A 25,451-nucleotide genomic window follows, 5' to 3' on the forward strand; every position below is an offset into this window, starting at 1 on the left:
TTATCAACTTAGAGAAGTTTTCAGATTAATGAACCACAGATTTAATGATAAATAGAAAGTAGGCATTGCTTATAATGTTAGAGTGTGGTTTACCAAATTGAAAAGCACTGTAAACGGAATTGTTTTTGTTATTTAAATCTATATCATAACTAGACTGGTAAAATCATTTTAAGAAATCATCTTAATAGTGAGATACGTTCGTGGAAATTTTAATAGTAGAAGACGAAAAAGAAATCGCTCAATTGATTCATAATTGTTTAACCAGAGAAGGATTTAATTGTCACTTTGCTTATGATGGATTATCTGCACTTGATAATGTCAAAACTATACAACCAGATTTGATTATTCTCGATCTTTTGTTACCTAAACTTGATGGTTTGGAAGTGTGTAATAGAATTAGAAATCAAGCAACAATAAAAGATCCTTATATTCTTATGGTCACTGCAAAAGGAGAAGAAATAGATCGAGTTATTGGCTTATCAACGGGGGCGGATGATTATCTTGTCAAGCCTTTTAGCCCAAGGGAATTAGTCGCAAGAGTGAGAGCATTATTGCGTCGTAGTATGCGTCATGGAGGACAATCTCAAATTTACGAATCTCCTCATTTTATCTTAAATTTAGATGAACACACTGCAATACGCCAATTAGATAGTGAAGGTGAGGAGATATTAGATTTAACAGCATTAGAGTTTAATCTATTAGCTGTTTTTATGAATTATCCAGGTAAAGTATGGAGTCGCACTCAATTAATTGATAAACTTTGGGGTTCTGATTTTTTTGGGGATGAAAGGGTAGTTGACACCCATATTAGTCGTTTACGCAAAAAAATCGAGCCTAATCCGGCACAACCTTCTTTTATTAAAACTGTTGTTGGTGTTGGTTATAAATTTGAAGATGAGACTAATCTATAGATAAATGAATATCTTTGTTTACTGAAGGGGCAGCAACGTACTCATAATGCAGATTGAATAAGGGAAATAGCTTTCATACCTTGACGATAATATAGCAGATAACGAGTTGATTAGGACGTTTCGAGATTTCGAGCATAGGGAGGAATAACAACTATAGATTTTGAGAATGTTTTAACTAACCCGTTTATTGCTATATTAGTATAATTCAAGGAATTAGACTTTGCTGAAAAAGATAGATAAAAAGTCATCTTTTTTTTATGGGAGAAACTAATTGAAAGGCTTGGGTTACTGCCTCCCACAATAATTGTGGATGTTCTTCTATTTGATTATTTGTTGACATTTCTTCTAGTCTTTGTAAGGTATCAGCAATGATTTTTCTGCCTTTGCTACCATAGGCAACTCCAGAAATTTTAGAAGGAGTTAAGTTAAGTTTGTTTAATTTTTCGATCGTATATTCATTCGTACCTCCAGCTAATTGGATAAAGCCGGGTAAATTTGTCTGTTTCATTTTTTGGGCATATTTAATCGTTAAATGAGTAGTTCCACTACCTATGTCGCCACTCATAGGTCGTCCGTCAGTTTGCCATATTAGGGGAATATTAACGGGATGAATATATTGATAAATCTCAGTTAAATATTCGGTAACGGTATCGGTATAGGGGCAACTGATGGCGATTAATTGCAATTGTTGAAGACGTGGTTTTACCATATCCCAAACTTGGATAAAATTTTGTAGATGTCCTTGTTTCGTATGAATTTCAATAGCATTAATGGGTAATGTATCTAACCATTGTAAAACTTCTTTGGTGCTGATAATTCTTGATTCAGTGTGAATAATATTAATAGGACAAATGGGCAAACATCTTCCACAACCATAGCATAGTTCTTCTACTATCCCTTGATGTTGATTCACAATTGGTATTGTGCGATCGTCAAATTTTATCGCTTCGGCAGGACAAATTTTTTCACAAGGTCGAGGACAATCGATCGAGCAAAGGTTAGTATTAAAATAGGCTTTACGAAAATGAGGATCTTCACCATCGTTGATACTAACCATCAGTAATGGTCTAATGTGGGGATTATATCCCAAATCGATCGCCTGTTGACGGTAATTTTGAGCGATTTTAATGCCTTCTAAGGCGCTATGGATAACGGCTTTATCAGGGGCAACATCAAGACAGTCAGCACCCGCTAAGGTATAAATAAGGGCAAGGTTACGAATGGAGGGTAAATGTTGATAACTTGCACCGCAAATCAGCTTAAACCATCTACCCTGTTTTAAAGATTCTAAAGGTAACAAGATATTTGATAATGAATTGAGAATTGAGAGTTTAATATTTTGTCTATAATTTAATTAGCTATTGACTTCTGCCATTTCGATGACACGATTATCATAATCTTTAACTAAAAAATTAAGAGGGATTTCTTGACGAATTTTATATTTTAAACGGCGAGACTGTACTTTTAATAATAAAGCGTCTAAACATTCTCGATCGAAACAAACATGACGTTGACAATTTTTATATCCTAAACTAGCACCACCGATAATATGCAATTGAGTGTTTTTCTTGAGTTGATACCATAGTCCATCACTAGGTTTAGGCATACTATCATTAATCGTTGATCCCATGTAAATAGGATCAAAACTATTAGCTCCTAAACTTTGCTCGTAGTTATAGTAATAGTGTAGGGGAATATCAGCGATCGGTAAATCTAATAATTCCTCATAAAATTGTCGGGCAATACTCAAATCAGATACCATCACAGTATAAACCTTCGGCGCACTGGTTAAAAACATCCACATTGCACCACCATAGGCTATTAACAACATTACCATGATGCCCTGTGTTGAAAACAAACTATCGGTTAACTCTGGGAAAAAAGCACCAAAATAAGTATTAACCATAGTTAAACTGCCATCTATAATCATATTTCGTCTAAAATATTAACCTATCCTGTCTATTATGAAAGATTGATCGGTATTTAAGCAATAAATCTATTCTTTGATTATTAATGATTATGACTATTGATAGTGATGTTATTCTTGAATTAAATCATGAATTAATTAAACCATTACAAGATCTTGATGATTTAAAATTGTGGCAATTATGGCAAAAATCTCCCCATCAGGCAAGATATTTAATTGTGCTTTTTTATCGTTATGCTTATCTAACCGATATGATAAATAATGATTTGAATAATATAGAAACTCAACAACAATATTTTGAACGCTTATGGTTTTTTCTATTCGATCGATTATCTACTTATAATATTCAAGAAAATTCTTTACTATCAGAAGTTATTACTCAATTAATTAATCAATTTTTTAACGAAGAAAAAGTTATCGTTACTCAAACTTATCAAAATGATTATAATTTACAAATTCGCTATTTACCCTTAAAATATTATTTGCAAAAAAATCTTGATAAATTACCTTATCTTGAGAGAATAATTCTAGTTACTAAGGATAAATTTACATGGGAAGATGAAAAAATTTTACAATATTTAAGACAACAAAAACAAGAAGTTACTCTAGCTGAAATTAAAGCCTATTATACTCAAGCACATTCTCGATTACTTAACTTATTACCGATCGATATTATCAGTATTTATCTTTAGATTTTATGAAAAAAATCCCAAACTAATTTATGTTACTGTCAAAATGATTTAGGTAAACCAGCTTGTTTTAAAACTGCATTAGCCGTGTGACGAGATAAAATTTTTTGAGCAACAACAAATCTTTTATTACTAACAGAACTATACCAAATTTTATGATCTGCCTTACCTTGTCTTTCAATATAACAACTTGCATCTATAGCGTTTCCCATAGTTATGAGGTACGGGTAGATCTTTGAAACCTTGAAACCTATTGCCCTTGGGAAATAAGTGTACCTTAGTATTCAGATAAACGCTATATTAAAATTTTTTTTAATTCAGGAGGGCTTTGTTGCTAAGTGAGTCCATAGTGACTTTCCTTTCGCTAAATATAGAGTAGTGATTACTCACATTAACCCTACAGATAGTGTCGAAAATACTCATTTACGGAAATCCTATTATATAATGAAATTTATCTAAGAACAAATGAACTTTAAAACTATTGTCAACGATCGTAAAGCATGAAATCTAATCAAATACAACCATTAGGCTCAGTAATTCAAGGCTCTTTAAGTGAAGGTTTGGAGGTAAGATTGCATCCTGATATATCCGTAGAAGATATGAGAGTAGGAAAATTTTTAGTAGTACAAGGCACTCGATCGAAATTTTTTTGTCTGCTTACGGATGTATCTTTAGGAACTTCTAATCCCCGTATCTTCACTCATCCCCCTGATCCTAATGATGATTTCTGGTTAGATATACTAGCAGGTAGTGATACCTACGGCACGATCGAAATTGCACCAATGTTAATGTTAACCTTGACAAATAAGGAAGAATATGGTACTAAATTTGATAATATTCCGTCATTAAATGGCATCGAAACAGAGTTACAACTATTACCCGTAAAAACCATTCCAAGCCATTTTAGCCAAGTTTATGAGTCCACAGAAGGAGATTTTCGATCGGTTTTTGGGTGGGAAAATGATCCTCATAAATGTAACTTTGCCATCGGACAACCTTTAGATATGGATGTGCCTGTTTGTATGGATTTAGGTCGTTTTGTGGAACGTAGTAACGGTATATTCGGTAAATCTGGTACAGGAAAATCGTTTCTAACACGATTGTTAATTTCAGGTATTATTCGCAAACAAGCCGCCGTTAATCTTATGTTTGATATGCACTCAGAGTATGGTTGGGCGGCCGTAAGTGAAGGAAAACAATTTAGTATGGTAAAGGGTTTAAAACAACTTTTTCCTAATCGAGTAGAAATTTATACTCTCGATGCTGAATCAACTCAACGTAGAGGTGTTCCCCAAGCTCACGAATTATATTTGAGTTATGATCAAATCGAAATTGAAGATTTAAAGTTAATTGCAAGAGAATTAAATCTATCAGAAGCCAGTTTGGATAATGCTAATGTTTTAGCTTCAGAATTCGGCAGGGATTGGATTTATCGTCTTTTGAACATGACAAATGAGGATATACAAATATTTTGTAACGAAAAACAAGGACATCAAGGTTCAATTATGGCACTACAAAGAAAGTTGAAACGTCTTGAGAGTCTTAAGTATATGCGATCGGCTTGTCCCCATAACTATATCAAGGAAATTCTTGATCTTTTAGAGGGTGGAAAACACGTTGTAGTTGAATTTGGCTCTCAGGGTAATATGCTTTCTTATATGTTGGTGACTAATATGATTACTCGCCGTATTCATAATGCCTATGTGAAAAAAGCTGAAACATTTTTACAGACTAAAAACATACTTGATCGACCTCGTCAATTAGTGATTACTATAGAAGAAGCCCATCGTTTTCTGGATTCTAAGATTGTACATCAAACTATCTTCGGCACGATCGCCCGGGAAATGCGCAAATATTTTGTAACTCTTTTGATTGTAGATCAAAGACCATCAGGTATTGATAATGAAGTAATGTCTCAGGTGGGGACAAGAATTACTTGTCTTCTCAATGATGAAAAAGACATAGACGCTATATTTACAGGGGTATCGGGTGCAAGTGGTTTACGATCGGTACTAGCTAAACTCGACTCCAAACAACAAGCCTTAGTATTAGGCCATGCAGTACCTATGCCTGTAGTTATTCGTACTAGAGCTTACGATGGAACATTTTATGAAGAAATTGGAGATTCTGATTGGCAAAACAAAACTGACGAAGAAGTATTTAGAATTGCCGAAAATAATTTTTCCGATTTATTCTAAACTTTGTTTTTTATCACTATAACGTTACATAAATTTACACAAAATCAGCAAACATGAAAATAAATTAAAATTACTGTTTTTTAGATAATAAAAGTGCTAATCTATAAAGTATAGAGAAAAAAAAAAGGAGGAAAACGTTACTAAATAGCAAATAACTACACTTAAAAATATTATGTTATTTAGACGCACAATCAACTGTTTTAGTTGCCAAACTTCTCAACCTAAATTCATTAATTTTTAATCAATGCAGGATGTTGAATTATAGGAAAAAATACTATAAAACGTTCAATTTTGAGAATTAACGCTAAAACTTGGGTTTTTTTCAAGTTTAAAAAAGGTTAGTGATTACCTAATAAATGGAGTATTAATTATGAAATTTTTAATTCAAGGAAACAATATTGAAGTTACTGAATCTATCCATGATTATGTAGAAGAAAAATTAGAAAAAGCCGTTAAACATTTTCAAAATTTGGCCACAAAAGTTGACGTACATTTATCTGTTGCTCGTAACGCTCGTATAAGTAATAAACATAAAGCGGAGGTAACAGTATATGCCAATGGTACGATAATTCGAGCTCAAGAAGATAGTGAAAATTTATACGCCAGTATTGACCTTGTTTCTGATAAAATTGCTCGTCAATTGCGCAAATATAAAGAAAGACAATTAGACAAAAAAACCCACTCCCAAGTTAAAACCACTGATTCTGTTGAAGAAAAACCCGTTGAAGGTACTCTAATCGGCGATCGTGAGCCGGTATTACCGACAGAAGTAGTAAGAATGAAATATTTTGCCATGAACCCTATGACGATCGATGATGCTCTAGAACAGTTACAAATGGTAGATCATGATTTCTATATGTTTCAAAATAAAGAAACAGGAGAAATTAATGTTATCTATCAACGTAATCATGGTGGATTTGGTGTAATTCAACCTCGTCACGCTAATGTTTAAGTTGACAGTTTAAATTGACAGTTGACAATTATCAATTACTATATTGTTTAATGAAATCGATCGCTTTTTCTAAAGACACAGGAGGAGAAAAGAAGTATCCTTGTCCATAATTGCATTTTAAAGAGGATAATATCTTCAATTGTTCTTCATTTTCAATACCTTCTGCAACTGCCGTCATATCTAAACCGTGGGATAAATCAATTAAAGTACGACAAATAATTTGATCTTTAATATTATTTTCTAAATCTTTAACAAAACATTGATCAATTTTTAAAGTGTCGAATTGAAAGTTTTTTAAGTAAGCTAAATTAGCGTAACCTGTTCCAAAATCATCTATAACCAAAGGTAAACCAAAATTACGACAATCTTCGACTAAAGATAAGGCTGTTTCTCCTTCAAATAAACTTCTTTCTAAAATCTCTAATTTTATTTGTTGCGGATTGATACCAGAGACTTTAATTTTTTCTTTTAATATATTGATAAATTCAGGACTATGAATCTGCTTTTCAGCTACATTAATACTTAAAAATATATCATAATTAGTTTCTTTTTTTATTCGATCGATAGCACTTAAAGCCTTATCTAATAACCATTCTCCCATAGGAATAATTAAAGAAGTGGACTCTGCTAGGGGAATAAATATTGAGGGAGAAACATTCCCTCTAGTGGGAGAAAACCAACGTAATAAAACTTCAAAACCGACGATTAAATTAGTTTTTAAATCGACGATCGGTTGATAAAATGGATGTAATTGTTCTTGTTTAAATCCGCTTCTTAAATCACTTTCTAATCTAATTAATTCAATGGCTTGAAAAATCTTTTCTTGATACTCTTGTTTTTGAGTTTCTAAAGAGGATAAATCTACCTCTTGTGTGTTCGATCGTAGTCTGCCCGTTTCCGATCGAAAATACTTCATAACTACTATTAATAATAACTTTAAAATAGGATCTGCATCTTCAATTCTCGTTTTGACTTGTTCACTGGTGACAATAGTTAATACCACATTAGTTTTAGCATAAGCAGAGGCAGATCGAGGACTACCATCCACCAAAGCTAATTCTCCGAACATATCTCCAGATTGGAGGACATTTAACACTATTCGCTCATTTGTTGCAGTTATAGTGGATATTTCAACCTCTCCCTCGTCAATGATATAAGCAAAATCTCCTTTATCTCCTTCCTGAAAAATACATTCTCCCACCTGTAATGTTCGATTGAGAAATTTTTGTTCTATATCATATTTCTGATTCATGATCATTTAACAATTAGTAATTGACAATTAATAATTATTCATTTTTAGGATTGAGGCTAGAAAAATATAAGTTTCCAACGATACCTAAAAATAAGAAATAACAAACTAATTGTAGTAAATAAATTTGATCTCGATAACCGAATAAAGTTTTTAATAATATACCCGGAAATTCATTATCAGGCAAAAAATTACTGGCATTCCATACTTTCATACCTAATAAACAGGAATCTTGATCAAATAAACATATATTTTGATAATTAGGATTGATTTGACTTAAAATCATTATTCCGCCATCAAGATTTTTTAAAGCGCTAATGACTAAACCTGCCACTATTAGCAATAAAAAAACTCCCATTATCTGAAAAAATAATCGTATATTTATCTTAACCCCCCAATAAAACAATGCCCATCCCATTAAGACAGCTAACAGTAATCCTGCGATCGCACCTATAGTGGGACTAATAAAGTCGGATTGAAACTGTGCGGTAATAAATAAAACTGTTTCAAAACCCTCTCGTAAAACAGCTATAAAAACTAAGAGAAAAACACCCTTACTAGCATTGTTATTCGTTAAAGCAATATTAACAGCACCTTCTACCTCACCCTTAAGAGATTTAGCCTGTTTGCTCATCCACAGTAACATCCAACTTAACATAGATACAGCCACAAGGGCAAATAGGGTTTTTAAGATTTGTTTGATAAAAGGAGCATAATAATATTCACTTGTTTCTATTCCTTGTAAACTTTGCCAAAGAAGTAAACCAACGGATACACTAGCAATAATACCTGCTGTTACCCCTGAGTAAATCCAACGATAATACTCTTGTTTTTGAGCTTTTTGTAAACAAGCAAATACAATTCCGACGATTAAAGCGGCTTCAAAACCTTCTCTTAAGGTAATAACAAATGTTGGCAATGCGGTACTTATATTAATCATGAAAAATACTATTAGATGTAAGTAATTAATAATAAAATTTTTTGATTTCTTACTATTCTACTCTTAGTATCAGAGGTATATTTTCACACTTTGTCTTAAAGAGTAAAAGTAAAACCATCTACCAAGCCTCCCGGAATTAAACAACCTCCTAAAGACCTTGATTCATAAGTACTAACTTCGGGGATAAATTCTCTAAAATCCGTTAAAGCAAGTAAATTTTTACCAAAAAAAGAGTATAAGGAATCATCAAATCTTAAGTCTTTAATAGTGGCTACTATTTCCCCGTTTTCTACCCAAAAACAACCATAACGAGTCATACCAGTTATTTTTCCTTGTCTTCGATCGCTCCAGTTAAGATAGTGTAAGTTGGAAAGATATAATCCTGTGCCAATGGCTTTTAAAATCTCCTTTTCTGATAATGTGCCAGAGGCTAGTTCAGGCGATCGTAAACTTTCAAAACTACTAGCACCATTTGATTTTAACCCATATTCAAGAGCAGTGCGACTACTAATTAAACTATTAACTAATTTACCAGCAACAATTAAAGGTAATTCATCGGGAGACATTTCCCCAAAATCATTGAAACGAGGAACATTACCACTATGAAAATTCTCTTTGAGATGGAATAAAGAAGAAAGATTTTCACCTTCCCTAAGTTTAGCTAAAGCACTTCCTCCTTGCCTTAAAGATGCCTCACTGATGCCTCCCCATGAAAACATCCCCAATAAATCTGCTATGGCCGCAGGTGCAAGGTATGTGCGATAACTTCCCGGTTTCACTTCATGGATGGGTAAATTTAATTGTTGTAATTTTTGTTTATGGTATTTTATTTGATGATCATATTTTTCTTTATGCCAATCTCTGCCAGAAAATATACCTTTAATCGCTTTTTCATTCTCATTAATTAAGGAATAGTCAATAAAAAAAGAATCCGTATTAAACCAATGTTTTTGTCCTAAAGAATTATAATTTGCCCTAATAATAGTTCCTCCGGTATAATAACCAGTAAAATCTAATCCTTGAACTGGCTTTAAAATTTCAGAAATAGCATTATCAGGATTTAATAATTTTCCTGAGTAAATTTCATGAGATGATCCTTCATTTTTGGGTAGAACAATATAAGGATCTTCTGGTAAATTTTTAAGGCTCGATCGTAAATAATCCAAATTCTCTAGGGCATTTTTTACATCAATGTCAATATTTCCTGTTAATGGAAATTCAGAATAAATAACCCTTTGATTTCCTATTAGTTTTACAGAAACTTCTGCATCAATAACAATTCCTGTTTGTCTAACTTTAGCATTGTTAAACCTTATAAAATGAGTATTTTCCGCACGTAATTGTACTACTAAATATTCATCTTTCTTTAGTTTATTAAATAATTGTTCATTAACAAAATTAAAAGATTTTTCCCAATCATTGTTACTCTGAAAATTATACATTTTTTCTTAAAAATTTAAAGATGATACGATTCTATTATATACGAATATAAATAAGTTAGAATATTAAAAAAAGATATAAAATATAAAGAATCTCCTATTATTATTTATTACTTCAAAGCAAATATTTTTGATATTCTATTCAACATTTTATTAGCCTATACTAATTTGCAATGATTAGTCTTCAATTAATTATTAAAAACAAAGTTTCCAAACTCTTTTAACATCTAAAACCGAATACTTTTGAATAATCTTTCTTTTATAATTTAAGTGATATTACTATATTTTAAAACATAAAATCTCCCCTAAAACTTAATATTTTTATCTAATATTTTTCATAAAAGCTCAATAGGATTCTTATAGAAGTTAAGACTTTACTTATTGCTAATTGGTAATTACCATGCTATATTGAGATTATTGAGAACTATTCTTATTAAAATATTTATACTATCTTAAAAAATAATATGACAGAATCATTAATTCTTCGAGTTCAAGGAGTCAGTAAAAAATTCACAGGCAATGAATTTCCCGCCGTTAATAAAGTTAATTTTGACTTACGACAAGGAGAATTATTAGGATTATTAGGGCCTTCTGGATGTGGTAAAACAACTCTGTTAAGAATTATTGCTGGATTTGAAAAACCCTCGGAAGGCTCGATCGAGCTAGGAGGACAAATTGTGACAGGAGAAGGACGCTGGGTAGAACCAGAAAAAAGACGTACAGGAATGGTATTTCAAGATTATGCCTTATTTCCTCATTTAAACGTAGCTGAAAATATTGCTTTTGGGTTAAAAAGTAAAAAACCTCGTCCTCAAAATCAAGATATAAGAAAAAGAGTCACAGAAGTTTTGCAGTTAGTGGGTTTAACGGGATTAGAAAAACGTTACCCTCACGAGTTATCCGGTGGGCAACAACAACGCATCGCTTTAGCCCGTGCCTTAGCCCCTGAACCTGAGTTAATATTGTTGGATGAGCCTTTAAGTAATTTAGATGTGCAAGTTAGAGAAAGATTGCGCCACGAAGTGAGAACAATTCTTAAAAGTACCAATACCGCAGCTATTTTTGTTACCCATGATCAAGAAGAAGCAATGGCGATCGCAGATAAAATAGGAGTTATGGCTCAAGGAAAATTAGTACAATTAGGCACTCCCGAAGATATTTATAGTTGTCCTGAATGTAAATTTGTAGCTGAATTTGTGACTCAAGCAAATTTCTTACAAGCGACAAAACAAGGAAATTTATGGTGTACTGAGTTAGGAGAATGGTGTCTTGATACTCCCGTGAATTTTGACAAAGGAGAATTAATGTTTCGTCAGGAAGATGTAATTTTGAAACCTGATGAGGAAGGAGTCACCGTTATTCAAGAAAGAGAATTTTTAGGAAGAGAATATCGTTATTGTCTGCAAACTGTTTCAGGAAAAAGACTTCATGCTCGTACAGATGTGAAAACACAATTACCTGTTGGTACAAAAGTAAAACTAGATATTGCACCAAAAACTTTACAAATTTTTCCTACACTTTAAAACACTAATCGTCGTTGCTGATTTAAGGTAAGAGATGAATTGTTTATATACTTTCCATCTATCTGTATATATAATTGAATTGATTTTTTTTCCTCTAATAGTTAAAAAGTTCGTACTCTATAGTCTTCCATTGATTATTTTAATTCATGTTTTCTGCTATACCAACACTTTTTCGATCGAGCTGACAAAAAAAATCCCCCTGTATAAGAGGGGGATATAGGAGATCTTTCGATCACTTTACAAATTATTTAGCGGCGGCTAATTCGCGCTCTTTAGTTTCTTTGATAACTTCATCAGCTACGTTCTTAGGACAAGGTGCATAATGAGAAAATTCCATAGAAAATTGACCTCGTCCAGAAGTCATGGTTCTCAAATCACCGATGTAACCAAACATCTCACTAAGAGGTGCTTCTGCTTTGATTCTGACACCCATAGGATTAGTACTTTGAGATTTGATCATGCCACGACGACGGTTAAGATCGCCAATGACATCTCCCATGTGATCTTCAGGGGTGAACACATCAATATTCATGATCGGTTCTAACAATTGAGGCCCAGCTTTAGGAATCGATTGACGATAACCGGCACGGGCGGCAATTTCAAAAGCGATCGCACTAGAATCCACAGCGTGGAATGCACCATCGGTTAAGGTAACTTTAAGGTCAACACAAGGGAAACCAGCTAAGACACCTTTAACAATACTGGCTTGGAAACCTTTTTGTACGGCAGGCCAAAATTCACGGGGTACGTTACCACCAGTAACTTTTGACTCGAATTGAAAACCGCTACCCGGTTCGCCCGGTTCAACGGTGTAGTCGATACGTCCAAATTGACCTGAACCACCAGATTGTTTTTTGTGGGTATAGCTATCATTAATTACTTTGGTGATAGATTCACGGTAAGCTACTTGAGGTTTTCCAACTTCTACTTCTACCCCGTGAGTACGTCGAAGGATGTCCACTTTAATATCAAGGTGTAATTCACCCATTCCTTTAATAATGGTTTCGCCACTTTCTTGATCGGTTTCAACGTAGAAAGAGGGATCTTCTTGTACCATTTTACTTAACGCCATGCCCATTTTTTCGTTGCCACCTTTTTGCTTGGGTTTGATGGCGATCGAAATAACGGGATCAGGGAATACCATCGGTTCAAGGGTTGCGGGTTGATTGGGATCACAAATAGTGTGACCTGTTTGGACATTTTTCATACCCACAATCGCTACAATATCCCCTGCCTGAGCAGATTCAATCTCGATACGATCGTTAGCGTGCATTTCCACTAAACGACCAACACGATCGGTTTTACCTGTAGCTGTGTTTAAAACTGTCATACCTTTACTTAACACCCCTGAATAAATACGAGTGAAAGTTAAAGCACCATAGCGATCGTCCATAATTTTGAAAGCTAAAGCGCGCAAAGGTTTTTCAGGATCAACAATGGCAAAAGTACCTGTTTCATTACCTTCTAAGTCAACTTCAGGCTGAGGATTAACTTCTGTAGGATCTGGTAAATAATCAATTACACCGTCTAAAACTAATTGTACTCCTTTATTTTTAAAAGAAGAACCACAATAGGTAGGGAAGAACACAAGATCACGAGTACCTTTACGAATACAACGTTTAATGTCATCAATGGCGATTTCTTCACCTTCAAGGTATTTTTCCATTAAATCATTATCTTGTTCAACGGCAGTCTCAATTAACTGTTCACGGTATAATTCCACATCGTCAACCATATCCGCAGGAATTTCTTGAATACTATAATTCATTGGATCACCAGAATCATCCCAAATCCATGCTTTACGGGTAAGAAGATCTACCACACCTTTAAACTCAGTTTCCACACCGATAGGTAATACCATCACTAAAGGAGTAGCCGCTAAAATTTCTTTAACTTGTTTAATTACACGGAAGAAATCTGCACCAGTTCGATCGAGTTTATTAACATAGATAATACGAGCGACTTTGGAATCGTTAGCATAACGCCAGTTAGTTTCTGATTGAGGTTCAACCCCACCAGAACCGCAGAATACCCCGATACCGCCATCAAGAACTTTTAAAGAACGATATACTTCGATCGTAAAGTCAACGTGTCCGGGAGTATCGATAATATTGAATTGATAATCTTTCCAAAAACAGGTTGTAGCGGCGGATTGAATCGTAATACCTCTTTCTTGTTCTTGTTCCATGAAGTCGGTAGTTGCCGCACCTTCGTGTACTTCACCAATTTTGTGAATTTTACCAGTTAATTTAAGGATTCTTTCTGTAGTTGTGGTTTTACCAGCATCAACGTGAGCAAAAATGCCTATATTTCTATATTTACTGAGATCTTTTGCCATAATAAGTTTTCTATATTTGTTTAAACAATTCAGAATCAGTTGGATTTTCTTTCAAGGGTGATTCTGAGGGGGATTTAAGTGTGGTTATGATTGAACAACACTGGCTTTTAGAATTTATCATGTTCTAGGCACAAAATTCTTTTGACAGACATTTACTTTTATCTCCCATTTATTAATCATAAATGATTGTAACAAAATGTGAAAGAGGTAATTTAACAATACCTGACAGGGCTATAAAATTTATGGGTGAAGGTAGAGATCAGCTGTTAGGGATTAGCCTTTTTTCCATTAAAGAATAAGTAATCAATTACGAATATTGACAAGAAATTTGACTTAACAATAACTGATGGCTACCCTTTCGACAATATTTTTTCATCAAACTGAGGTTAACACAAGGTTAATAAAAAAGAAAAAAGTGCTGGTTATCGCTTAATTATTTATTAGAGTCAAAAACCAGCATTTTATTATTAACAATCTTTGGAAACATTAATATTAGGATAGGAGAGGAGAAGATCGCTAAACAAGTCGGACGCTTTCAATAGTTGCATAAAGACGATTTAATGCACTAATATAAGCCCGAGCCGAAGCTACAATTACATCAGTATTGGCCGCATAACCTGAGTAAGTTTTCCCTTCATGTTTCAATCTGATAGTAACTTCTCCCATAGCATCAATTCCTGCAGTTACAGATTTTACGGAATATTCAGTTAACTCGTTAGGAATATTTACTACTCGATTTATGGCTTTGTATACTGCATCTACAGGGCCAGTACCGATCGCCGCATCGCTTAACTCTTGTCCATCAGGAGTTCTCAGAGTAATGGTAGCAGTGGGGGATGAATGATCTCCACAGGATACTTGTACTAATTCGAGACGGAATAATTCAGGAGGTTGTTGAATTTCATCGTTAACAATAGCTTCTAAATCCCAATCGGTGATCTCTCGTTTTTTGTCAGCTACTTCTTTAAACCGCAAAAAGGCTTTATTTAAGTCATCTTCGGACAATTCAAATCCCAACTCCACCAGACGGGTACGAAAAGCATTACGGCCAGAAAGTTTACCCAGTACAATTTGATTTGTGGTTAAACCGATCGATTCTGCATCCATAATCTCATAGGTGAGACGATTTTTTAACACACCATCTTGATGTATTCCAGACTCATGGGCAAAAGCATTTGCTCCCACAATGGCTTTATTAGGTTGTACTAACATTCCCGTCAGATTAGATACCAAACGAGAGGTTTTATAAATCTGCTTGGTATCAATATTTGTTAAAGGTTGAACAGAATTAACATCTCTACCTAAGAAGGGATTAAAATATTGACGACGCACATGAAGCGCCATTACCAATTCTTCTAGTGCCGCATTTCCTGCTCTTTCTCCAATACCATTAATAGTACATTCTAACTGTCTTGCTCCATTTTTAATGGCTTCAAGGAAATTTGCCACAGCCAAGCCTAGATCATTGTGACCATGAACGGATATAATTGCTTTGTCAATATTAGGCACATTATCTTTAATGCCTTTGATTATAGCTCCATATTCAGCAGGGGTGGTATAACCTACGGTATCGGGAATATTAACGGTAGTAGCACCGGCTTTGATCGCCAATTCGAGAACTTGATACAAAAATTCAGGATCACTACGCCCTGCATCTTCGGGGGAAAACTCGACATCATCGGTGAAAGTTTTGGCATAGGCTACCATTTCAGGTACGATTGCTAATACATCTGCACGAGTTTTTTTGAGCTTATATTCGAGATGAATATCAGAAGTTGCTAGAAAGGTGTGAATACGACGTTTAAAAGCTGGTTGGAGAGCTTCTCCTGCACTTTTTATGTCTGGTTTTGTTGCCCTTGCCAAGCCACAAATAGTGGGGCCTTTTTCTGTCCCTACGGTGTCAGCAATGCGTTGTACCGCAGAAAAATCTCCTTGACTGGCGTGGGGAAATCCAGCTTCAATAACGTCCACTCCTAATTTAGCTAAGGCACGAGCAATGGTCAATTTTTCATCTACATTTAAACTTGCTCCCGGAGATTGTTCTCCATCTCGCAATGTGGTATCAAATATAATAATTCGATCGGGCTGATTTGTCATATCTAAAAATATTTAACGAATATACGAACATATATAAAGCCTTTCTATATAATAAACGAAAAAAATAGACCTTTACTCTTAATGCAAAATCAAATTAAAAAAACTGAAATACATTCGATAATTATTGTTAGTGGACTATTTTTAATAATTACTTTATTTTTAGGATTAAATCGTTACTATAGTTTTTTTGCTTCCTACGATCAAGGAATTTTTAATCAAATTTTTTGGAATAATTTACATTTTAATTTTTATCATAGTTCTTTAGCCTCTGGAATTTCGACTCATGTTACCAGTGGAGAGGAATTACCGAGAGTTTATGACAGCTATTTAGGTCATCATTTTAGTCCTAATCTATTGCTCTGGTTGCCTGTTTATTACCTTTTCCCCTCTGGTGCTACTTTGGTGACAATACAAATTTTATTAATTACAGGGGCTGGAGTTGTATTATACTTTCTAGCTAGAGAATATATTGAACATTTCATCGCACTTTTAATTGTAATTAGTTTTTATGGCTCGATCGCAGTTTTAATTCCTACTCTTTCCAACTTTGATAATATCTCTCAATTACCTATTTTAGTATTCAGTTTATTATTAAGTTTAGAAAAACGAAATTGGTGGTTATTTACTCTTTTTGCTTTGCTAATTTTAGGAGTAAGACAAGAAGCTGGATTAAATTTATTTGGTGTGGGAATTTATTTAATTGTCAGTAAACGTTATCCCCGTCAAGGCTTATTAATTTGTTTAATTTCCTTCGTTTATATGATTGTTATAACTAATATAGTTATGCCTCAATTTACCGAAGATGTGGGTAAAAGACTTATGGTTGATAAATTTGGACAATATATAAAAGGAGATAATCCTTCAACTTTAGCTGTAATTTGGGGAATGATAACCCAACCTTGGCTTGTCATTTGGGAATTAATTTCACCTATTGGTAAAACTTTAGAATATTTAATCGGACAATGGTTATCTTTAGCTTTAATTCCTGCGGTTTCTCCTACTGCTTGGATTATCTCAATTTTTCCGTTATTAACGCCATTATTAGGGCAAGGTAAATCAGTTTTATCTCTTAATATTCGTTATGCCATGATGGTAGTCCCCGGATTATTTTATGGTGCAATTTTATGGTGGGGAGGACAAAGTTTTTATAATTTTCAACAAAATATTAATAAACTAAATCCTAGAAAATTAACTGTTAAATTCAAACGTTTTTGGATTACCTGTATCTCCATTTCTTTATTACTAGGTTTTACATCTAGTACAACGGAATTAAGTAGAGCTTTTTATTTTATTTTGCCTGATTCTTTTCAACCTTGGGTATATGTATCTTTACCTAGACAATGGCAACATTCAGCTAATATCTATAAACTTTTAGCACAAATTCCTAATTCTGCTAGTGTTAGTAGTACTAATAATATTATTGCTCATCTTTCTAGCCGTAGAGCAGTAATTCGTTTACCCATGATTGAATTTCGCAGTGATAATCAAGAGGTAGAAAAAGTTGATTATATTATCGCAGATTTGTGGGAATTAGAACGTTATGGAATAGTTTTTAAAAAAGAGCAAGGTTGGTTAGAAGCTATTAATTATTTAATTGATGATGTTACTACTAAAAAAGAATATGACATTATTGATAGGAAAGATAACGTTATTTTACTTAGGAATGAGGGTTTAATAAAATAGAAGAGTTCGCTCTAAGATATTGCTTTTTACCTTGCAATGACAATCCGACTTAACTAAGTAAGTTATTTAATTTCCATTCCTTATTAAGTAAGGAAAAACTATTCGGGTAAGGATTGGCAATAGAGTAAAGAGAATAGATAATTTTTTTAAATACCGATCGTTATTTTCAATGGTTCTTATCCCTAGAAGTTCGATCGAACTTCTAACAATCCATCCTACTCCTAAAATATTGATCGCAATGGATCGCATTGATCCATTATTATCATGATTTGTTTCCTTTGCTCCCTTGCCCCCAAACTGGGGAAACAATACTAAGTAATCACACCTGAGGATTTAGAGACTTGAAAATATTAACAAATGAAACAAATTATTACTATTTTGTGATCTGAACGACAAAGCCTCATGGAATTTCTAAAAAAAAGTGTTAGGGTTGTAACTATATATCTTGAGTTACTGTAATAACTAAATTATGACTCAATTAAGTCAAGCCATCGTCCAAGCCGAAGCACTCCTGCTGAAAGCCTCTCTCAATCCCAGTCTGGAAGAAAACTTAATTACTGCTTTTGGAGATAACTACAACGTTACCATCGCAAATAATATCCTCTCCTCATGGCGTAATGGTAACTTTAGTAATTTACCGAAAATTGAAGTATTGTCCCCATCTGCCATGAATGGTGCGCAAGGTGCTTACAGTGCATTGAATAACACCATTTATTTATCCTCCTTTCTTGTAGAGTCAAAATCCCTTACAGCGATTCGAGATGTATTAATAGAAGAATATGGACACTTTATCGATGCCCAAATTAACGACATAGACAGTCAGGGAGACGAAGGGGAAATCTGGCGTAACTTAGTGTTAAATCAACCCATGACAGAAGCGGAATTAAAAACCTTCAGAAATGAAAATGATTGGAATACCGTCATTGTTAATGGGCAAATTTTAAAAGTGGAAAACAATACCATTACTCAGTTAACTAATAATATTACAGATGACTTTTACTATCAAATATCAGGGAACAATGTAGTATGGCTTAGACACAATAGTTATAATTTTTACAGAGATTATGAAATATACTTCTACAATGGTGTAGCCATTACTCATTTAACCAATAACACTACAAGTCCTTCTTCTCCTCAAATATCAGGAAGCAATGTAGTGTGGGACGCATACGATGGCAATGATTATGAAATTTATTTCTACAACGGTACAACAGTTACTCAATTAACTAACAATGTTAAACATGATAGCGATCCTAAAATATCAGGAAATAATGTAGTGTGGTCTGAGTATGACGGGAATGATTATGAAATATATTTTTATAACGGTGTCACAGTTACTCAGTTAACTAATAACACTACAGATGATTCCGCTCTTGGAGTATCAGGAGATCATCTAATGTGGTCTGGGTATGACGGCAATAGTCCTAAAATATATTTATACAATAGTGCAACTCAGTTGACTGACAATATTATAGGTGGACTCAACCCTCAAATATCAGGGAATAATGTAGTGTGGTCTGGGTATGACGGGAATGATTATGAAATATATTTTTATAACGGTGTCACAGTTACTCAGTTAACTAATAACACTACAAAAGATTACACCCCTAAAATCTCAGGAAATAAGATAGTTTGGGATGGTTATGATGGCAATGACAATGAAATATATTTTTATAACGGAGCAACAGTTATTCAGTTAACTAATAACACGACAAACGATTACCACCCTGACATCTCAGAAAATAATGTAGTGTGGTCTGGGTATGACGGGAATGATTATGAACTATATTTTTATAATGGTGCGATAAGTACTCAGTTAACTAATAATAATATAAATGACTACGGACCTAAAATATCAGGGAATAATGTAGTATTTAGTAGGACTCATATTAGTGATGCGGAAATTTATACATATCGGATAAATTACAGTTTACTGAATCTTGCCATTAACGATGTTACCATAACTGAAGGTAATAGCGGGACTAAAAACGCAGTATTCACCGTAACTCGTACTGGTACAGCTACTAATGCTATTACTGTTAATTATTCCACTGCTAATGGTACAGCAAAGGCAGGAAGTGATTATGTAGCGAAAACTGGTACTTTAACCTTTGCCCCTAATGAAACAAGTAAAACTATTTCTATAGTCATTAATGGCGATACAACAGGAGAAGATAACGAGACTTTCTTTATTAATCTTACTAATGCTGTGGGTGATATGAGCTCCTTTGCTGTGGATGATACGAGCTCATTTAATCTAAGTAATACTGTTGGTGATTCGATTACCGATAATCAAGGGCAAGGTACAATCAGTAACGATGATACCTCGTTAATTGTGGGAAATGATAATAATAACAATCTTGTGGGGGGTACTAGTAATGATACTTTACAAGGATTAGGAGGAAATGATACTCTCCGAGGTGGTACAGGTAGTGATCGTCTTGAAGGTGGTACGGGTAACGATATTTACTATCTAGACAGTACAGGTGATCGAATTATTGAAGTTTTAAATGAAGGAAACGATACAGTTCGATCGACTTTTACTTATACTTTAGGAGCAAATGTCGAAAATCTGGTGTTAGAAGGAACAGGAAATCTAAACGGTACAGGAAACAATCTCAAGAATAGTATCACGGGTAATAACATTAATAACCTTCTCAATGGTGAAGAAAGAAATGATACTCTCAATGGACGTGATGATGATGATACTCTTATTGGTGGTAGTGGTAATGATTCCATGATTGGTGGTGCTGGAAATGATACTTTCTATGTCGATTCTTCGGCAGATCGAGTAGTAGAATTGTTCTATGAACCATGGTGGGGGTACGATATAGATACAGTTCGATCAACTGTTACCTATACTTTAAGTGCCAATGTCGAAAATCTGGTGCTAGAAGGAACAGGAAATCTTAATGGTACGGGTAACACCCTCAGCAATCATATTACTGGAAATAACTTTAGCAATACAATTAACGGAAGTGAGGGTAATGATACTCTCATTGGACGTGGGGGTAATGATACTCTTATTGGTGGTACTGGCAAAGGTAAAATGATTGGTGGTACTGGAAACGATATTTACTATATCGATGGGGGGGCTCAAATCATAGAATTATTCAATGAAGGTACAGATACAGTTCTATCAACTTCTTTTACTTATACTTTAGGAGCAAATGTCGAAAATTTGGTGTTAGGAGGAACAGGAAATATCAACGGTACAGGAAACATCCTCAATAATAGTATTACAGGTAATAACTTTAAGAACCTTATCAATGGTGGTAGTGGAAATGATACTCTTAATGGACGTGGTGGATCTGATACTCTTACCGGTGGTATTGGCAATGATTCCATGATTGGTGATACAGGAAACGATACTTTTTATGTGGACAGTACGGGTGATCGAGTCCTAGAATTGTCTGATGAGGGGAATGATACAGTGCTGGCAACCATCACCTATACTTTAGGTGCAAATGTCGAAAATCTGGTATTAGAAGGAACAGAAAATATCAACGGTACGGGAAACACCCTCAATAATAGTCTTATAGGTAATAACCTTAGTAACATTCTTAATGGTGAAGATGGTAATGATACCTTAGTGGGAGGCAATGACAATGATTCCATGATTGGTGGTAATGGAAACGATACTTTCTATGTCGATGCAATAGAGGATGTAATCGTAGAATTGTCCAATGAAGGTATAGATGCCGTTCGATCGATGGTTAACTATACTTTAAGTGCAAATGTAGAAAATCTGATCTTACAAGGAACAGAAAATATCGATAGTACAGGAAACATTCTCAATAATAGTATTACAGGTAATAACCGTAATAACCTTCTCAATGGTGGGAGTGGTAACGATACTCTCAATGGACGTGGTGGCAATGATACTCTCACTGGTGGTATTGGTAATGATTCCATGATTGGTGGTACGGGAAATGATACTTTCTATGTGGACAGTACAAGCGATCGAGTCATCGAAAGTGCCAGTCAAGGTATCGATGCCGTTCGATCGACTATTACCTATACTTTAGTAGCCAATGTCGAAAATCTGATCTTACAAGGTACAGAAAATATCGATGGTATAGGAAACACCCTCCATAATAATATTACAGGTAATAACCTTAATAACATTCTCAATGGTGGAGATGGTAATGATACCTTAGTGGGAGATAGTGGGAACGATCGTCTTAATGGTAGTACTGGTATTGATAGAATGCTAGGAGGATTGGATAATGATGCTTATTCTGTGGATCATATTCAAGATGAAGTGATTGAATTTTTTAATCAAGGTACAGATATAGTTTTCTCTACCATTACCTATACTCTACCTAATAACATCGAAAATTTGAATCTCAGTGATACAGTAAATATAGATATAAATGGAACAGGCAATAGTTTAAGCAACCGTCTGACGGGTAATAATCAGAATAATCAACTTCATGATGGAGAAGGAAATGACACCTTAAATGGCCGTGATGGCAATGATACTCTTACTGGTGGAGAAGGAAATGATAGTCTTATTGGTGGTAATGGTGATGACTCTTTCCGCTTTACTACCGTGAATGAAGGAATCGATACCATTACTGACTTTAATGTTAGTGATGACACTATTTTGGTTCGTCGGAATGGTTTTAGCGGTGGTTTATCCTTAGGTACTTTAGCTGTAAATCAATTCCGTGTCGGTTCATCGGCAACGGTTTCCACCGATCGTTTTATCTATAACTCTAGTAATGGTGCATTTTTCTTCGATTCCGATGGAAATGGTGCAACGGGGGCGATACAAATTGCAACTTTCAGTACGGGGTTAGGAATGACAAATCAGGATATTGTCATAGTGTAATTAGTGTGTTATTAAATAATGAGGTTTTGAGGATTATCTCTTAGTCCATTATTTAATCAGGCTTTGTTGCATGAATCAAAAAACGAACAATTTTTCAGAGGAACGATCGCTATGACCCTATCATTATGAGTTGTTAAACTATATAGCTATCTGGTTTGGCAATTTGGATCATTTTATTCAACAACAGACATTTCACAAACAATTCCACAGCCTGATTGTCAAAATCTCTGCTACTTAGTTTTCCTCCAAAGATTGTCTTTAGCCTAAACATTGTAGTTTCACTGATTGAACGTCGATTATAACCACTTTCTTCCTTCCATTCTTTTCTACCTATTTCCTCAATTTTTTCGATATTTCTATTCCTGTCTCCATCTATGTCTGACCACTTTTGAGCATTGTTTTGTGGTAGAATTGTCGCCATTGCCCCTCTCTTGGCGATCGCCCGATAACATTTTCTTTGATCAGAGCGAAGCTCTGGCGCTGCGCGATCATAAGCCCCATCCCCTGAAACTTGCTCAATCTCACCTTCTACCGCTTCTAATAAACTTTCTAGTACATCGCCGTCATGGCAATTATTTGTCGTTACTTCTGCTACTAAAATTTTACCTGTTTTTTCATCTACGGCTAAATGTAATTTACGCCATGTTCTTCTTTTACTTACACCGTGTTGTCTGGTTTTCCATTCACCTTCACCATAAACTTTTACCCCTGTGGAATCTACTACCACATGACGAGGTTCATCCCTTTTGTTCACTGGTAGAACTACATCGAGATTTTTCGCTCTACGAGACACCGTAGTATGGTCTGGCATTGGCAAATCAATCCCCATGAGAACAAATAATGATTCTAAAAAACCTTCCGTTTGTCTTCCCGCTAAACTAAATAAAGACTTCACCATCACAAAAGTTAATATTGCTTGATCTGAGAAATAATTATCAGCTCCTCTAGTTCCTGATTTTTCTGTTAAAATCCAGTTAGATAAGACTTCTTCAGAAAGCCAAAATGTCAGACTTCCTCTTTGTTTTAGTCCTCGATCATATTCTGACCAATTTCTTAGATGGTATTTTTGTTTCATCTTCTGACGGTGGCTATGGAAAAACAATACCTAATTTTATCTCAAATACTCTCCACAAGCGATTCATGCAACAAAGCCATTTAATCAATCTCATGAATTAAGTCAACTTGAGTTCATCATTTAGCTTAATTGTCGTCCCCCTCAGCTATACAAGTGTGTCTTACCTTAATGACGTTTCATGTTCAGAAATTGAGTTAATTCCGATCGAAATATAAGTTTAACTTGTCCAGTGGGGCCATTTCGATGTTTTGCTACAATAATTTCTGCTACTCCTTGATCTACGGTGTCGGGATGGTAATATTCATCTCGGTATAACATGATCACTAAATCCGCATCTTGCTCGATCGATCCTGACTCACGCAAGTCAGACAACATAGGACGTTTATTTGTGCGTTGTTCCACAGCTCGACTAAGCTGAGATAAGGCTATAATGGGGGCGTTAATCTCTCTGGCAAGGCTTTTCAACGATCGAGTAATTCTGGATAACTCTTGTACCCGATTATCACTACTTCCCTGCATTAACTGTAAATAATCAATTAAAACTAAGCCTAATTTACCCTTTTTTTCTGCTTGTAAACGGCGCACTTCCGATCGCATTTGCATAACGGTTAAATAACCACTATCATCAATGTAAATTGGTAACTCTGATAATGATCCCATTGCCGTCATTAAAGGCTCCATTTCCTGCTCTGTAATTCTACCAGATTTTAGACGACTACTCTCTAATTTTCCTTCCCCAGAAAGCAAACGCATTGCTAATTGTTCTCTGGACATTTCTAAGCTAAAAATAGCTACCGCTAAATTATGATGTTTTGCAATATTTGCGGCAATATTTAAGGCAAAACTGGTTTTTCCCATGGCAGGGCGCCCGGCAATTATAATTAAGTCCGATCGTTGAAATCCTCCTGTTAAAGCATCTAAATCGTAAAATTCAGTACTGATACCGGGTAACGCAATTTTTTCTTGAAAGTTTTGAATCTCTGTAAAAGTGTCAATTAAAGTTTCAGAAATAGGTACTAATCCTTGCTGTATTCTTGCTTGAGTAAGTTTAAATATTTTTTGTTCTGCTTCATCTAAAATAATGTCTAAATCTTGGGTCGTATCATAACCTAATTCGCTAATTTCTTTAGCTGTAGTTATTAGTAATCTCCTAATATATTTATCTGTAATTAACGGAACATAACGCTCAATATTTGCCGAAGAAACAGTTCGATCGAGTAAACTAATTATTTTAGGAGTACCACCAATTTTATCCAACAAATTATGATCATTTAACCATGTACTAACCGTCATTAAATCAATCGGTTGCCCTTGAAAATATAAATTTCTGGCCGCTTCGTAAATATGACGATGAGCATTGACATAAAAGGCTTCTAATGGTAAGATGTCTATGATTTTTCCCATGGCATTAGGATCAAAGAGTAAACTACCTAAAATTATTTCTTCTGCTTCTATATTTTGAGGAGGAAGAGAGGAAGCGGCCAAATCGGGGGTAAAGTCATTCATTATAAACAATGGACAGGATTGGGTAAATTTTGGGAACGTTAATATAGAATAAATACTTATTAACATTGAAGGTTAATAATACTAATT

Annotated in this window: 17 protein-coding genes; 7 read left to right on the plus strand and 10 right to left on the minus strand. The window is 34.5% G+C overall.

Annotation, left to right across the window (positions count from 1 at the left end; all coding sequences use genetic code 11):
* The first annotated feature begins 200 nt into the window (after positions 1-200).
* Positions 201-911, plus strand: coding sequence for a response regulator (locus tag GM3709_RS00005; protein WP_066114971.1), 711 nt, complete (start codon positions 201-203; stop codon positions 909-911).
* 244 nt (positions 912-1,155) lie between these two features.
* Here GM3709_RS00005 and ldpA read toward each other — a convergent pair whose 3' ends face one another.
* Together ldpA and GM3709_RS00015 are read right to left on the minus strand one after the other, a co-directional pair.
* A complete protein-coding gene (gene ldpA, locus GM3709_RS00010; protein ID WP_173645733.1) occupies positions 1,156-2,214 on the minus strand; it encodes a circadian clock protein LdpA in 1,059 nt (352 codons plus the stop codon).
* A gap of 51 nt (positions 2,215-2,265) precedes the next feature.
* Positions 2,266-2,841 carry a glyoxalase-like domain protein gene (locus GM3709_RS00015; protein WP_197671856.1) on the minus strand — a complete coding sequence of 192 codons (576 nt, stop codon included), beginning with the start codon at positions 2,839-2,841 and terminating at the stop codon, positions 2,266-2,268.
* Between the two features lie 89 nt (positions 2,842-2,930).
* Here GM3709_RS00015 and GM3709_RS00020 point away from each other — a divergent pair, with 89 nt between their 5' ends.
* Entirely contained in the window at positions 2,931-3,530 is a 600-nt protein-coding gene (locus GM3709_RS00020) for a hypothetical protein (RefSeq protein ID WP_066114976.1), read from the plus strand.
* Positions 3,531-3,568: 38 nt separating this feature from the next.
* On the opposite strand, the gene GM3709_RS19995 is transcribed toward GM3709_RS00020, so the two are convergent.
* The gene (locus tag GM3709_RS19995) at positions 3,569-3,739 is read right to left on the minus strand and encodes a type II toxin-antitoxin system HicA family toxin (RefSeq protein WP_144439379.1); all 171 of its coding nucleotides are present in this window, start codon (positions 3,737-3,739) and stop codon (positions 3,569-3,571) included.
* Positions 3,740-4,027: 288 nt separating this feature from the next.
* Between GM3709_RS19995 and GM3709_RS00025 the strand changes: the two genes are divergently transcribed.
* Together GM3709_RS00025 and hpf are read left to right on the plus strand one after the other, a co-directional pair.
* A complete protein-coding gene (locus GM3709_RS00025; RefSeq protein WP_066114979.1) occupies positions 4,028-5,725 on the plus strand; it encodes an ATP-binding protein in 1,698 nt (565 codons plus the stop codon).
* A gap of 370 nt (positions 5,726-6,095) precedes the next feature.
* On the plus strand, positions 6,096-6,677 hold the full coding sequence (hpf, locus tag GM3709_RS00030) for a ribosome hibernation-promoting factor, HPF/YfiA family (RefSeq protein ID WP_066114981.1): 582 nt from the start codon (positions 6,096-6,098) through the stop codon (positions 6,675-6,677).
* 31 nt (positions 6,678-6,708) lie between these two features.
* On the opposite strand, the gene GM3709_RS00035 is transcribed toward hpf, so the two are convergent.
* From GM3709_RS00035 to GM3709_RS00045, 3 genes are all read right to left on the minus strand, one after another.
* Entirely contained in the window at positions 6,709-7,929 is a 1,221-nt protein-coding gene (locus GM3709_RS00035) for an EAL domain-containing protein (RefSeq protein ID WP_066114984.1), read from the minus strand.
* A gap of 34 nt (positions 7,930-7,963) precedes the next feature.
* Positions 7,964-8,863, minus strand: a complete 900-nt coding sequence (locus GM3709_RS00040; protein ID WP_066121613.1) for an FTR1 family protein — start codon at positions 8,861-8,863, stop codon at positions 7,964-7,966.
* A gap of 98 nt (positions 8,864-8,961) precedes the next feature.
* Positions 8,962-10,308, minus strand: a complete 1,347-nt coding sequence (locus GM3709_RS00045; RefSeq protein WP_066114987.1) for a TldD/PmbA family protein — start codon at positions 10,306-10,308, stop codon at positions 8,962-8,964.
* 461 nt (positions 10,309-10,769) lie between these two features.
* On the opposite strand from GM3709_RS00045, the gene GM3709_RS00050 reads away from it, so the two are divergent.
* Positions 10,770-11,828, plus strand: coding sequence for an ABC transporter ATP-binding protein (locus GM3709_RS00050; RefSeq protein WP_066114990.1), 1,059 nt, complete (start codon positions 10,770-10,772; stop codon positions 11,826-11,828).
* A gap of 244 nt (positions 11,829-12,072) precedes the next feature.
* On the opposite strand, the gene fusA is transcribed toward GM3709_RS00050, so the two are convergent.
* Positions 12,073-14,166 carry an elongation factor G gene (gene fusA, locus GM3709_RS00055; protein ID WP_066114993.1) on the minus strand — a complete coding sequence of 698 codons (2,094 nt, stop codon included), beginning with the start codon at positions 14,164-14,166 and terminating at the stop codon, positions 12,073-12,075.
* A 516-nt stretch (positions 14,167-14,682) separates the two neighbouring features.
* Positions 14,683-16,263 (minus strand): 2-isopropylmalate synthase, encoded by a 1,581-nt coding sequence (locus GM3709_RS00060; RefSeq protein ID WP_066114996.1) that lies wholly within the window; start codon positions 16,261-16,263, stop codon positions 14,683-14,685.
* Positions 16,264-16,344: 81 nt separating this feature from the next.
* Between GM3709_RS00060 and GM3709_RS00065 the strand changes: the two genes are divergently transcribed.
* Together GM3709_RS00065 and GM3709_RS21245 are read left to right on the plus strand one after the other, a co-directional pair.
* Positions 16,345-17,946 carry a DUF2079 domain-containing protein gene (locus tag GM3709_RS00065; RefSeq protein WP_066114999.1) on the plus strand — a complete coding sequence of 534 codons (1,602 nt, stop codon included), beginning with the start codon at positions 16,345-16,347 and terminating at the stop codon, positions 17,944-17,946.
* Between the two features lie 469 nt (positions 17,947-18,415).
* Positions 18,416-22,783, plus strand: a complete 4,368-nt coding sequence (locus GM3709_RS21245) for a Calx-beta domain-containing protein (RefSeq protein WP_066115002.1) — start codon at positions 18,416-18,418, stop codon at positions 22,781-22,783.
* Between the two features lie 133 nt (positions 22,784-22,916).
* Here the strand turns inward: GM3709_RS21245 and GM3709_RS00075 are convergent, their stop codons facing one another.
* Together GM3709_RS00075 and dnaB are read right to left on the minus strand one after the other, a co-directional pair.
* On the minus strand, positions 22,917-23,858 hold the full coding sequence (locus tag GM3709_RS00075; protein ID WP_066115004.1) for an IS5 family transposase: 942 nt from the start codon (positions 23,856-23,858) through the stop codon (positions 22,917-22,919).
* Positions 23,859-24,023: 165 nt separating this feature from the next.
* Positions 24,024-25,364, minus strand: a complete 1,341-nt coding sequence (gene dnaB / locus GM3709_RS00080; protein ID WP_066115007.1) for a replicative DNA helicase — start codon at positions 25,362-25,364, stop codon at positions 24,024-24,026.
* Positions 25,365-25,451 lie beyond the last annotated feature (87 nt).

This window comes from Geminocystis sp. NIES-3709 (assembly GCF_001548115.1).
In the GTDB taxonomy this organism is placed as follows: domain Bacteria; phylum Cyanobacteriota; class Cyanobacteriia; order Cyanobacteriales; family Cyanobacteriaceae; genus Geminocystis.